The 13,383-nt window shown below is 40.8% G+C and carries 8 protein-coding genes; 3 read left to right on the top strand and 5 right to left on the bottom strand.

Translation table 11 applies throughout. The features are described from left to right. The first annotated feature begins 1 nt into the window (after position 1). Positions 2–3,145, top strand: coding sequence for an efflux RND transporter permease subunit (locus BCG07_RS15795; RefSeq protein WP_286891039.1), 3,144 nt, complete (start codon positions 2–4; stop codon positions 3,143–3,145). Positions 3,146–3,216: 71 nt separating this feature from the next. Here the strand turns inward: BCG07_RS15795 and BCG07_RS15790 are convergent, their stop codons facing one another. Together BCG07_RS15790 and BCG07_RS15785 are read right to left on the bottom strand one after the other, a co-directional pair. Then, positions 3,217–3,669, bottom strand: coding sequence for a c-type cytochrome (locus BCG07_RS15790; RefSeq protein WP_286891037.1), 453 nt, complete (start codon positions 3,667–3,669; stop codon positions 3,217–3,219). Positions 3,670–3,759: 90 nt separating this feature from the next. After that, positions 3,760–4,230, bottom strand: a complete 471-nt coding sequence (locus tag BCG07_RS15785) for a DUF2721 domain-containing protein (protein ID WP_006792500.1) — start codon at positions 4,228–4,230, stop codon at positions 3,760–3,762. Between the two features lie 235 nt (positions 4,231–4,465). Between BCG07_RS15785 and BCG07_RS15780 the strand changes: the two genes are divergently transcribed. Further along, positions 4,466–7,933, top strand: coding sequence for a S8 family serine peptidase (locus BCG07_RS15780; RefSeq protein ID WP_286891035.1), 3,468 nt, complete (start codon positions 4,466–4,468; stop codon positions 7,931–7,933). Between the two features lie 130 nt (positions 7,934–8,063). Continuing rightward, a complete protein-coding gene (locus BCG07_RS15775) occupies positions 8,064–10,238 on the top strand; it encodes a S9 family peptidase (protein WP_286891033.1) in 2,175 nt (724 codons plus the stop codon). A gap of 85 nt (positions 10,239–10,323) precedes the next feature. On the opposite strand, the gene BCG07_RS15770 is transcribed toward BCG07_RS15775, so the two are convergent. The 3 genes from BCG07_RS15770 to BCG07_RS15760 form a co-directional block, all read right to left on the bottom strand. Continuing rightward, entirely contained in the window at positions 10,324–11,805 is a 1,482-nt protein-coding gene (locus BCG07_RS15770; RefSeq protein ID WP_286888066.1) for a sensor histidine kinase, read from the bottom strand. Between the two features lie 10 nt (positions 11,806–11,815). Beyond that, on the bottom strand, positions 11,816–12,541 hold the full coding sequence (locus tag BCG07_RS15765) for a response regulator transcription factor (protein ID WP_006792495.1): 726 nt from the start codon (positions 12,539–12,541) through the stop codon (positions 11,816–11,818). An 88-nt stretch (positions 12,542–12,629) separates the two neighbouring features. Beyond that, the gene (locus BCG07_RS15760; protein ID WP_286888065.1) at positions 12,630–13,352 is read right to left on the bottom strand and encodes a spondin domain-containing protein; all 723 of its coding nucleotides are present in this window, start codon (positions 13,350–13,352) and stop codon (positions 12,630–12,632) included. Positions 13,353–13,383 lie beyond the last annotated feature (31 nt).

Raw genomic sequence — 13,383 nt, 5'->3', positions numbered from 1 at the left:
AATGAGTGAATCAACACAAACAAAACAAACAGGGTTAATAGCTTATTTTGCTAATAACTCGGTTGCTGCAAACTTAATGATGTTGTTTATTATCGTAATGGGTTTTTTAAGCTACAAAACGATTCAGCGACAAATGTTTCCTAATATAGAAATTAACTATATTAACGTAAACGCTAATTACCCAGGCGCCTCTCCTCAGGAAATTGAAGAAAGTATTCTTATAAAAATTGAAGAATCACTTAAAGATATTACCGAAATAAAAAAAGGCGTGTATCGCGCGTTTAGAAACGGCGGCTCTGCAAGTCTTGAAATTAATACAGACGCAGAGCTCACCGATGTGCTTGATAAAGTAAAACTGCGTGTTGACGGTATTGCTACTTTTCCAGCCGGTATGGAACCGGTCACCATAAGTCAGATTGAGTTTAGACAAGATGTAATAGGCATGACACTGGTTGCAGACTTGCCTTTATTTGAGCTTAAGCCGATAGCAAATAATATTGAAGATGAATTGCTGCAATTATCTAATGTATCGCTTGTGGTCAATGATGTACCGCTTGATGAAATAGCGATTGAAATCGACCCTGATACATTACGCCAGTACAACTTAACAATTTCAGATGTTATGAATGCTGTGCGTCGTTACTCTGCTAACTTTTCGGCAGGTCAGTTAAAAACTGATGCGGGCGTTATATCAGTTCGTGTTGAAAACCAATTTTATTCAGGCGAAGAATTTAGACAAATTCCGGTAAAAATTGGCGAGTATGGTGCCAAAGTTTTACTGCAAGATATTGCCACTATTAAAGACCAATTTACTGAAGGTGAACGTTATTTTAAGTTTAATGGTGAAAATGCCGTTTATTTATCAGTAAAAGCAACGCAATCACAAAATATTATTCCAGTAGCTGAATCGGTCAAAGCGTATATTGATAAAAAGAATAAAGAGCTCCCACCGGGTGTGCGTATAGAGCCTTTAATGGATATGACGTACTACCTAAATGCTCGCTTAGATATGATGAAATTAAACCTTCTTCAAGGTGCGATTTTAGTCGCAATTATGTTGTCGTTATTCTTACGCTTTAAGTTGGCATTGTGGGTAATGATAGGTTTACCAGTGTGCTTTTTAGGCGCGATGATGGTGATGCCATTATTTGGTATTAGCATAAATATTATCTCGTTATTTGCGTTTATCATGGTGCTAGGGATTGTGGTGGATGACGCCATAGTCATAGGCGAAGCCGCATACAGTGAAGTTGAAAAAAGTGGCGGCGGTGTCGATAACGTTGTACGAGGTGCAAAGCGTGTAGCGACCCCAGCGACATTTGGTGTACTTACTACCATTGCTGTATTTGCGCCGTTTACGCTTTCGAGCGGCCCTGAAAGTGCCTTTTTTTACGGTATTGCTGTTGTTGTAATGCTATGTTTGGTATTTAGCTTAATTGAATCGAAGCTCATACTACCTGCGCATATTGCACATACACATTTTACTCCTATTAAAAAAGGTGGCTGGCGAGATAGATTTAATACCCGCTTTTTTGGTTTTGTAAACGGCCCATATAAACGTTTTGTTTCTAAGTGTGTTGAATGGCGTTGGACTGTTTTATTTAGTTTTATTGCTTTATTAGTCGTGACTTTTGCATTAATTGCTTCAAATCAGGTGCGCACTATTCCTTCACCTAAAGTACCGCATGATTTCCCACAAATTAATATTGAAATGAATGACAACGTATCCGACATTCAAACTATTAATGCTATTCGCGAAATAGAAGCTATGGTGCTTGAGGTAGATAAAGAAACAGAGCGTCAAACAGGTCAAAAAATTATCCGTGACGTGCTTGTGTTTAACCAAGGCCGCACAGAGGCGCAATTATTAGCCCCATTAGTTGATGAAGATTTACGTCCTTACGATGCGTTTGAATTATCGCGCCGTTGGCGTGAAGCCATGCCTAATATTGCAGGTGTTAAATCGTTAACTATTCAAGACGACGTAGGCGGCGGTGGCGGCAACGGTGGAGGCGAGTTTGGTTACCTTCTATTTGGATCTGATATCGATACATTAAACGAAGCTGGGCGCCGTTTTATTCAATTGCTCCAACAGCAAGAAGGCTTGTTTGATATAAGCTCAACCATAGATCCTGCCAGTAAAGAAGTGCAAATGAGTTTAAAACCCGTTGCCTTTGATTTGGGGTTAGACTTAGCCAGTATTGCTAATCAAGTTGGCGCTAGCTTTTATGGTGGCGAAGCACAGCGCGTAATTAGAAATGGTGAAGAAGTCCGTGTAATGGTTCGTTACCCTAAACTCACACGCGAAGCATTTTCATCACTTAAACATACAGTGGTGACCACGCCAACCGGGCGCGAAGTATTATTGGGTGATGTGGTTGAGCTAACCGAAACTCCCGGTATTAGCTACATTCGCCGTGAAGGTGGCTATCGAACTGTTTATGTATACGGCAGTATTGATGAAGAGCAAATTGAGCCGGGCGAAGTGGTTAAACAGGTAAAAGAAAATCTATTACCACAGCTTAGAGAAGAATACCCAAGCGTTAAATCAGAACTTGGTGGTGCCATTGAAGAGCAACAGGCGCAAGCCAATGAGCAAATGTTGTTTTTTGCTGGAGGCATGATACTAGTTTACATACTGCTTGCTGTACCACTAAAAAGCTATTCACAACCGCTTATTGTAATGTCGGTTATTCCGTTTAGCTTAACGGGGGCTATTTGGGGGCACTACTGGTTTGATTTGGATATGAGCTTAATGTCTGGCTTTGGTCTTATTGCTGCAGCGGGCGTTGTAATTAATGACTCCTTGGTTATGACCGACTATGTAAACCAGGTACGTAAGCAAGGCGTTAGCGTTAAAAATGCCGTAATTGAAGCCGGCTGTGCGCGTTTTAGAGCAATATTGCTCACCTCAATCACTACGTTTGCTGGTGTGTTGCCTATTATGTTTGAAACCAGCCTACAGGCTAAGTTTGTAATTCCTATGGCAGTTGCGCTGGGATTTGCAGTTATGTTTGCAACCTTAATTACGCTTATTCTTGTACCTTGTTTGTACATTATATTAGGTGATATTGGGGCATTATTTAAAAACACTTACAGACGTATTTTTAAACGAAGAAGTGTAGAAGTGTCTGTTGATAGCTGATTTTTGCTAAACAATAAAAAAGGACTGGGTGTTAACACTCAGTCCTTTTTTTGTTTTTATTATGTTTTTAATTAGTCTTTAAATTGCTTGTGGCAATCTTTACAACCTTTCGCCCAAGCACCAAAGGCTTTACCAATAACCGCTTTGTCGCCAGATTGGGCAGCTAGAGCAAGTTTGTCTGCGTTTGCAGCAAACGCATTGGCTTTTTCAACAAATACCGTATTTTCAGACCAAACAGTAGCCAGTGCCGATGTATCGCCTTTATCTGTTCCTGCGTAGAAAGCTTCCCAAGGCATTTTTGAAAGCGCTGCTGCGTTATTTGCACGCATTTTGAATTGCTCTGCATCAAATGGAACCTTGCCCTTAAGCATTGCGCCCATATCACCAATTTGAACTGATAGCATAGAAAAAGCACTTTGACGGTATTTAATCGCGTCGCTTGGCTCTTTAAACGCAGAGTTTGCAGATACACTCAGCGCGCATGTTGTTAGTAATGCACCCGCTAGAATCTTTTTAAATTTCATATTATTGCCCCTGTTAACTATTTTTTGACTATTGCTTTGTATCTTAGCTATTGGTTTTATTCAAGCTAATACAGAAAAATTAACTAAAAGTTAATCGTTCATATCAATATCAGCAAATATCATCCCTCGTCGCATACTGCGAGTTGCTAAGAAAACTTCACCTAATAACGACATAAACGCACATATTAACAACGCCATAGCGGCCACAAAACAGCTGGCGATAGTAACACCTAAGTTTATTGATTGAATGTGAGATAAAAATAATAGCATAACCACTGCGCATACAAGCAAAGCGCTCAAAACACTTAAACTGAAGGCTATGTGTATACAACGGGAGCGTTTTAATAAAGCGCGAAGCTCCGTTGCGAGTGATTTATTAAAATCTTCATCGGTGCTTACTTTTAGTTTGCGCTCCAATTGCCTCGCACGGTCTGTAATACGAGCCAAGCGGTTTGATAAAACGCCAAGTGTAGCTGCAATACCGGTTATTAAAAACACCGGTGCAACAGCTGTTTGTATTACTTTAGCCATAGTTAAAATGTTGATCACATCATTATTCATAGAGTACCTAGTTATAATGCAAGTTTTGTTTACAAACATTCACAAAAGCGATGTGTTTTTTTTGTTATATATATCAGCTGCTTGCCGTTTGTTTTTTTTGTTTCTTGTATGTTTTACGCTTATTTGTAACCAAAGTGTTGCTTGGTGGGTAATGAACGTTTTATATTTGTTCATACATTGTAATTTGCTTTATTAATGTGACTACAATAATACATAAAATATCCTAGGGGAACTCATGAGTAATAATATAATAAAAAAGACAGCGATAGCGACGGCTGTTTCTAGCGCATTTGTGGCAACACTTGCAAGCGCAGCTGAATTACCAAAAGCAAATGTTAACTACAAACAAGTAGAGCAAGTAGTTGAAGTTGCAGCAGACAAAAAAGAGCCTTCAGCTCATATGATCGTTCTTAAAGCAACAACATCTGTGGATGCAGTAACGGCTGGAACTTATCAGGCTTCAAGTAGCCGTGAAATAACAGCTCAGGTTGAGCAGCTTCAAGACATAATGACTGCAGAGTTGAGTAATTTAGACTTTGATGCAAAAGTAATTGGCAAAACAAAGATTCTTGCTCCAACGTTAATCGTTCAAGCAACACCTGAAGCTTTAAAGCAGATTGCAAAAGATGACCGCGTTGCAAAAGTATTACCAATGTTTGACCGTGAACTTCACGTTGCAGCAAGCTCTGATTATATTAACGCTAAGCCATTAATTACTGATGGTATTGTAAGTGGTAAAGGTCAGCGCGTTGCAGTACTAGATACAGGTATTGATTATACTCACGAAGCATTTGGCGGTGCGGGTACTGTTGAAGCATACCTAGATGCACAAGAAGATCCTACAACGGTTACATGGCCGCAAGGCATTGTACAAGGTGGCTATGACTTTATTCGTGATGATGCAGATCCAATTGAAAATGATGCTGCAAATTCACCGTCAACAGGTGATCCAACAAATCATGGTACATCGTCTGCAAACTCTGTAAACGGTATTGCACCAGAGGTTGAGCTATACGCATATTCTGTATGTGGTGGTGGTTGTCCAAGTGCAGCTCAAGCAGCTGCATTAGAGGCTGCAATGGATCCTAACGGTGATGGCGATATTTCAGATCGTGTTGACGTAATGAACATGTCTCTTGGTGGTGAATTTGGTGATACTTACACTGGTGGTGGTACACAATACCTAATTCAACGTGCTGTTGAGTTAGGTGTTAATATGGTAATTTCTGCCGGTAACGATGGTGATAATCCATTCCGTGTTGGTGGTCCAAGTACAACACCTAATGCATTATCTGTTGGTGCAATGACACATCCAACAACTGAGTCGGGTGTTGCCAGTGGAATGATTGCAGGTGTTGAAGATGATATTCAAATATCAAGCTTCGGCCCACAAGAAGGCTTTACTATAACCGGTGCTGATATTGATTTAGTATACCCTACAGCAAATCAAAACGGTTGTGATGCCTTTGCAGACGATGTTGATTTTACAGGTAAAGCGGTACTTATAGACCGTGGTGCTTGTGCATTTACACAAAAAGTACTAAACGCACAAGCCAAAGGTGCAGAGTTTGTATTTATTGCAAATAACGTAGACGATGGTACACCGGCACCAATGGGTGGCTTTGATGCTGATGTGACAATTAAAAACGTTGGTATTACTTTCGCTGCGGGTGCAGCTTTAAAAGCACAGCTAGAGGCTGGCGGTCCAGCAACATTTGATATTAGTGTTGAATTTAAATCTACTGCTGGCGCGGTTGCAACATTCTCGTCACGTGGTCCTTCTATGGATGGTTTACTTAAACCAGAAATTACAGCGCCAGGTACGAGTATTGACGTGGCAGCAGCAGGAACTCAAACAGGTACTAATCCAGTGTCGGGTACCTCGTTCTCAGGTCCAATTACAGCCGGTGCGGTTGCTATGATCCGTGAGGCTCACCCAAACCGTAATGCGTTTGAAATTAAAGCCACTATTATGAACGCGGCAAACCTCGAAGTTACTAACGAGCCATTGGCTATCAATCCTGATTCAGAGCTGGCTCCTATTAGTATGATTGGTGCTGGTTTAGTTGATGTGACTAAAGCTGTGAACTTACCTGTTGCAGCATGGGTACATAATGCTGAGTTTGATACAAAACAAGCTGCCCTTTCTTATGGTTTAGTGAGCCTTGCAGAAGCCGGTTCTATCACTAAAACGGTCACTGTGAAAAACTTCTCTGCTGAAGCGAAAACATATAACCTTCGTACTGAAGCACGTTACGAAAGCGACGAAAAAACTGAAGCTGTTAGCTGGGATTTCCCAGAATCAGTAACAATTCCAGCTGGGCAATCAGTAAACTTTGATATCACAATGATGGTTGACCCAAGTAAACTACCTGCATGGGAATTAGAGAATCCATTTAGTGCTGATGACATTGCTGCTCGCAGTGCTGCACTAACATCGATTGAGTTTGATGGTGCGTTAGTATTTGATGATGCGTCAACAGATACAACTCACGATCTACACGTTGTGTATCATGCAATGCCGAAAGCAGCGACAGAGCTAAGTTATACTGCCGAGCTAATTGACAATAAAGTTGCACTAGTACTTGAAAATACGGGTCAGACTGAAATCACTCCTCAAGCCGAAAGCATCATTGCTGTAGGCACAGAGAAAACAATGGAAGAGGCTGAGTATAATATTCTGTCGAGCACATTCTCTGCATTTGGTGCAGACTTCTGTGATTCAGGTATTTACATCACTTCATCAATTCAATTACGTGACCCGCTAACGCACACTTTCCAAGCTGGTTACAGAGTTGAAATTGATACAGATAATGATGGTGTTGCTGATCAGTTCTTACAAAACTTAAATGACCGTGGCCGTACAACTGCTTCACCAGGCCGTAGCCGTACATTAATTGGTACTACTGACGGTGCTGGTAATGATGGTTGGGCATGGGGTACACCACTTCTTCATTCAGCAGGTGAGGATACAATCACATTTACTGGTTGTTCTGAGCTAATGAACATTGATGGGTCGTTACTTGGTCAGCCAATGAACTTTAGAGTATCTGTTGGTTACCCAAGCTACCAGTCAGGTGTTTTCTCTGAGACAGACAGTGTAACTGGCTCTGTGGTATTTGGTGTTCAGCCTGAAGTTCAAATGACTTCGCTTGAAACTGGCGAAGCCGTTGCTTCACTTCTACCGGGTGAAAAAGCAATGGTATCTGCAAGTGGTCCATTTGTTTTATCTCAAGGTGCTGGCACTAACATCATTAAAGCAATGACAAGTGAAGAGCTTACATTACCAGCTATTGAGGCGCCTATCTTAGTGGGTGGTGAATTCTCAGTTTCTGAAGATGCAGCCGATGGTACAGTAGTTGGCGCGCTTACAATTGAAGAAGCCGATTTTGACTTAGCGGTTTCTGAGTACTACGTTCAATCAAACACAAATATTGGGTTAGGTGTTGATGAGCAAGGTCAAATTGTGGTTGCTGACACCAACATGCTAGCAGGTGATACTACTGCTGAAATGGAAGTTGTTGCGATTGATATTCGAGGCAATGTTTCTGAGCCTGTAACTGTAACTGTTAATGTAACTGCAGTAGTACCTCCGGCAGTTGTTATTCCAGAGCCAGAGAAGAAAAGTTCGTCAGGTTCATTAGCTTGGTTAACGCTTCTAGTAGCACCGTTCGCATTCATGCGTCGTCGTAAGCAAAAGTAAGCTTAAAAATGATTAAGTACTAAATTAAAGGGAGCTTCGGCTCCCTTTTTACATAGCTTCACAAACTAAATCACAAAAGGTATTAATTTTAGGTATATTTAGGTAACAAAAATAATAAGGACTTTGCCTGATGACACGTACTCCCTTTGCACTTGCTGCACTCTCGCTTGCTATTTTAAGCGGGTGTAATAAAGCCCCCGAAGAAACTCAAAAAAATACGGTTCAAGTTGAGTCAGCTCAAGCTGTAACAGCGGTTGCACCAATTGCTAAAAAAGTACCCCATGAAATGACCATTCATGGCGATACACGTATCGATAATTACTACTGGCTCAGAGATGACGAGCGAAAAGCACCTGAGATCATTAACTACTTAGAAGCCGAAAATGCGTATTCTGACGCTATGCTTGCGCATACTAAAAAATTACAAAGTAGTTTATTTGAAGAGCTTAAAGGGAGAATTCAAAAAGATGATGACTCTGTTCCGGTAAAAGACGGCCAGTACTATTACTCGTCGCAAACTCGCGGCGATAATGAGTACGCTACTTACTTACGCAGTAGTGATTTTGCAGGCACCGATCAGGAAGTTATTTTAGACGTAAATGAATTGGCTAAAGGTCATGACTATTTTGCGGTTAGTGGTTTAAATGTCAGCCCAAATGACAATTTAATGGCGTATGGTGAAGATACGGTGAGTCGCCGTGTTTACAACATAAAAATTAAGGATTTAAGCACTGGTAAATTATTAGAAGATACGCTTGAAGGCACCAGTGGTTATGTTGTGTGGGCGAACGACAATAAAACAGTCTATTACATCAAAAAAGACGCGCAAACCTTACTCGGGTATCAGGTTTATCGTCATACGCTTGGTACACCACAAAGCGATGACGAGCTTGTTTACGAAGAAACAGACACAAGCTATTACACAGGTATGAGCAAGAGCAAAGACGGCTCAGAAATTTATATTTGGCATAGCAGTACTGATGCATCGGGTTTGTCAGTACTTAATGCAAATGATGTAAACGCTAGGCCTAAGCGCTTAATTGAACGTGAAGCCAACCTTGAATACAGCATTTCCAAATTAGGCAATACTTATTACATTGTTACTAATTTAAATGCCGTTAACTTTCAGCTTATGAAAGTAGATATTGATAAAGCCGGTGATAAAGCAAATTGGCAAAGCGTGATCCCTGCGCGCGAGGGTATTAAACTCGAAGGTGTTGAGTTGTTTGATGACTACTTAGTATACCAACAACGCGAAATGGGCCAATCAACACTGATTGCGCGTAATTTAACATCGGGCAAAGAGTTACCACTAAGCTTTAACGACAGTGCATATACAATTAATGCGTACGGTAATAACGAATTAGACAGCGATACGCTGCGTGTTTACTACACCAGTATGACTACGCCGGGTTCATCTTATGATGTTAATTTGGCCACTGGCGAAAAAACATTATTAAAACAACAAACAGTATTAGGTGACTTTAACGCAGACAACTATGCCTCAGAACGTATTTTTGTAACAGCACGCGATGGCGTAAAAGTACCGGTGAGTTTGGTGTATCGAAAAGAGTTATTTAAAAAAGATGGCACTAACCCATTATTGCAATACGGCTATGGTTCGTATGGCGCAACAATGGATCCGAGCTTTTCTTCTGCACGATTAACGTTGCTTGACCGCGGTTTTGTATTTGCAATTGCTCACGTACGTGGTTCGCAAATGTTAGGTCGCCCGTGGTACGAAGCGGGTAAGCTACTTACCAAAAAGAACACGTTTAACGACTTTGTAGATGTAACTAAGTCATTAGTTGAGCAAAAGTATGGTGCAAAAGACAGCATATTTGCACAAGGCGGCAGTGCGGGTGGATTATTAATGGGTGCAGTGGCAAACCAAGCCCCTGAGCTTTATAAAGGCATGGTTGCACAGGTTGCGTTTGTTGATGTGGTTACCACTATGTTGGATGAAACTATTCCGCTTACAACTAACGAGTATGGCGAGTGGGGTAACCCTAACGAGAAAGAATATTACGATTATATGTTGTCGTATTCACCGTACGATCAAGTCAGTAAGCAAGACTACCCTAATATGTTAGTTACTACAGGTTTACACGATTCACAGGTTCAATATTTTGAGCCAGCAAAATGGGTTGCTAAGCTGCGTGACTACAAAACAGATGATAATAAACTATTATTTAAAATAGATATGGAAGCCGGACATGGCGGTGCTTCTGGCCGTTTTAAACGACTAGAAGATGCCGCGTTAAATTATGCATTTATGCTTGATTTAGCGGGTATAAAAAAATAACAAATCCTAGGGGCTGTTGATTTAATTTGCAAAGGTCAGCGGTCCCACAATTCAACTAAGTAATGAGCTAAGGCGTAACGTTAAGTTACGCCTTTTTTTGTGGCAAATTAAAGCTAAACATAGTGCCTTTGCCTAGTTCACTTTGTACATTTATTTCACTGTCCATGAGTTTTAATAGCCCGCGGCAAATAGCAAGGCCCAAACCACCTTGTTGTCGGCCGGCTTTGTTAGAATTACTAGCTTGGTAATGAGGATCAAAAATGGCATTTAACTCTTCGTGTTTAATACCCACGCCGGTATCAGAAACCTGCACAAATAATTGATTGTCATCACCGCGTTTTACACGCACAGCAATACTGCCGTCACGCGGGGTATGCCTAATGGCGTTATCGATTAAGTTACTTAAAACACGCTCAAGTTTGGCTATGTCGGCAATGACAGGAAAGTCACAAATTGCTGGCTCAACCGATAAATTAATGCCTTTTTTCTCTACGGCCAAACTAAACTTAGCAATACAATCGTAAATAAGTTCACCTAGGTTAAATGTTTCTTTGTTAATACTTATTTCGCCATTTTCGAGGTGTGCGAGTTCAAAAATTTGCTCTATTAGTTGCTTAAGTTGACCACAGTTATTCAGTGATACTTGCAAGTACTCTTGCTGCTCTTGCGCACTTAGTTTGTCACCTGACTGATTTAACACCTCTAAAAAACCTTGTAACGAAGCCAGTGGCGTACGTAAGTCATGAGATAAGTGAGTAAGTAGCTCTTTGCGTTGTTTATCGCCTTGCTCTAGTGCTTTAAATTGCTCGTTTATACGTGTGAGCATTGCTTGAATAGTTCGGCTTAAGCTATGGACTTCATTACTTTTTTGAGTTGAATAAATACTCAATTTTGTGTCGTTTAGGCTGTAGTTTGCAGCCTCAATTTTGCTTACATCTTTTGCAAGGCGTTGAATAGGGTTTGTAAAAAATCGCAGTAAAATAAGCATCGCAATAAATAAAAAAACGAGTGCTGAGCCTAGCCATATGGCAGCCAATAATAACGAGTCGTTACTTTTTATATGATTAAGAGAGGTGTCGTATGCCTCACCACCAATAATCACATATAAATAACCTTGCAATGTGTTGTTATTAAAAACAGGCGCCACAGAAAATATTTTTTGTTGATCAGGGTTTCTTGGGTTGTCGCCATAAACTCGTGTAGCACTTGGGTTAGCTATAAGGTGCTTTAATGGCGTTAAATTAATATGTGTACGCTTCACTTTTCCGGGCTCTGCGGAGTAAGTTAATATTTTTCCGTTTTCGTCTACAAAGTAAAATTCAAAGGCGGGGCCGAGTAACATTAAGGTATGAAATAGGTTTTCAAGGGCTTCGTAATCGTATACGCCTTCTTTTATCAATGGGTTATCTTGTACTAAATGCTCAGCTAGCGCTAAATGTAAATTTTGTTCTCCATGGTGTTTAGAGTTGAGTTCTAGTTGTTTACTCCAGCTATAAACCAGCGCGCAAATAAAACAAAAAATTACGGCTAACGACACTGCTAATTTTTGGTACAAAGAAAGTCTCATAATAAAAATCTTAATTAAGTTGGCTTGGATTGAGTTTGTATCCCACACCCCAAACGGTTTCTATAATAGGTGTCGATTGGTGCAATTCAAGCTTTGCGCGTAACCGATTAATATGTGAATTAACAGTATGTTCGTAACCGCTATGTTGGTAGCCCCAGACTTTATCAAGTAGTTGTTGGCGACTAAATACATGGTTAGGGTGGCGTGCAAAATACACCAGCAAATCAAACTCGGTGGCAGTTAGGTTAATTGCCTGTTCGGCTAAATACACTTGATGAGAGTCAAACTCAATGTTTAATGAGCCAACTTTAAGGGTTTGTTCACTTGCAACAGAGGGTTCATCGGTATTTTGGCTGGCGAGTAACTGTGCTCTGTGTCGAAGTTGGGTTTTTACTCTGGCTTGTAGTTCACGTGCAAAAAAGGGTTTACAAATATAGTCGTCTGCGCCCATTTCTAGGCCAATAACCCTATCCATGTCACTACTTAGTGCGGTGAGTAAAATAACGGAGGTAGTTGGATAGTGCTCTTTTATTTTACGACATAAACTCAATCCATCCATTTGCGGCAGGTTTATATCCAGTAAAATAAGCCCGTAGGGGTGCTTGGCAATTTTTTTTAGAGCCAGCTCAGCACTTATAACATGATCCACATGTAAATTTAGCGATGTAAGCTGTGTGGTAATTAATTTACCAATTTCTCTGTCGTCTTCAACTATGAGTAATTTTTCATGACGCATTGTTTATCCTCGTAAAAAAAGGGGGCTTCCGTGCGCCCCTACTTCCCCATTACAAGCTGGTATATCAAGGTCAATACAGATAAACGAATTACTGAGTGCTGGTAATAACCACTTTTGCTAATGGGTTATCAAACTTATGTTCAGGGCTAAGTACTGAACTAGATAAGCCATCTTCATTTGTAACTACACCTGGGTGTCTTGCTACAAAATTAACATCATCACGGGCTTCATTAAAACCTTCTCCGCCATCAGCAGGACCGGGTATCGTACCAGCTGCTTCTGTATTTGCTTCAGTACCTGCATCATAAGCAACAGTGGTGCGAATTAAAGAGTCACCCACGGCTAATGAAGATACGTCTAAAGCACTAAGACCGGTAAATCCATCATTTGTGTTCACCATCATAGTGGCAAGTGAAAGCTTGAGTGCTTCAAGTGAGTCTGTCGTTAATGTAATCGTGGTATTTACGCCAGGTCCAACAGGGCCTTCGCTTGATGCATTTGCAATGGCGTTTTCTAATGCAAGTAGTTGGCTGTTGTCGCCTCCTTCAGCCATTGTTTCTAATGCAACCGATGCAGGACTACCTATTTGCCAAAGTGTGCCTTCTGTATGTGCAATAATGGCAATAGGCGATAGTGGCTGCCCTGCGGTTAAATTACTGACGGTTACATCAAATGTATAGCTTACAGGCTCAGGAGTCGGCGGTGTGACAACTTGAACAGGATCGTTACTGTCGTTGTCGCCACAGGCTGCAAGTGAAGCTGCAAGTGCAACAACCACGATGCTTTTTTTAAAGTTATTTAAAGATGCCATGATTACGCTCCTACTTAACCGTAACGGTTAG

The organism is Pseudoalteromonas sp. ESRF-bin5 (assembly GCF_002632075.1).
GTDB lineage: Bacteria > Pseudomonadota > Gammaproteobacteria > Enterobacterales > Alteromonadaceae > Pseudoalteromonas > Pseudoalteromonas marina.
The sequence above is the reverse complement of the archived record's forward strand: the minus strand, read 5'-3'. Positions and strand labels throughout refer to the sequence as shown.

What these genes read in the sequence shown, in the direction of transcription:
- BCG07_RS15760 (WP_286888065.1), bottom strand. Translation starts at nt 13,352, where the DNA reads ATGGCATCTTTAAATAACTTTAAAAAAAGCATCGTGGTTGTTGCACTT.
- BCG07_RS15790 (WP_286891037.1), bottom strand. Translation starts at nt 3,669, where the DNA reads ATGAAATTTAAAAAGATTCTAGCGGGTGCATTACTAACAACATGCGCG.
- BCG07_RS15795 (WP_286891039.1), top strand. Translation starts at nt 2, where the DNA reads ATGAGTGAATCAACACAAACAAAACAAACAGGGTTAATAGCTTATTTT.
- BCG07_RS15780 (WP_286891035.1), top strand. Translation starts at nt 4,466, where the DNA reads ATGAGTAATAATATAATAAAAAAGACAGCGATAGCGACGGCTGTTTCT.
- BCG07_RS15775 (WP_286891033.1), top strand. Translation starts at nt 8,064, where the DNA reads ATGACACGTACTCCCTTTGCACTTGCTGCACTCTCGCTTGCTATTTTA.
- BCG07_RS15765 (WP_006792495.1), bottom strand. Translation starts at nt 12,541, where the DNA reads ATGCGTCATGAAAAATTACTCATAGTTGAAGACGACAGAGAAATTGGT.
- BCG07_RS15785 (WP_006792500.1), bottom strand. Translation starts at nt 4,230, where the DNA reads ATGAATAATGATGTGATCAACATTTTAACTATGGCTAAAGTAATACAA.
- BCG07_RS15770 (WP_286888066.1), bottom strand. Translation starts at nt 11,805, where the DNA reads ATGAGACTTTCTTTGTACCAAAAATTAGCAGTGTCGTTAGCCGTAATT.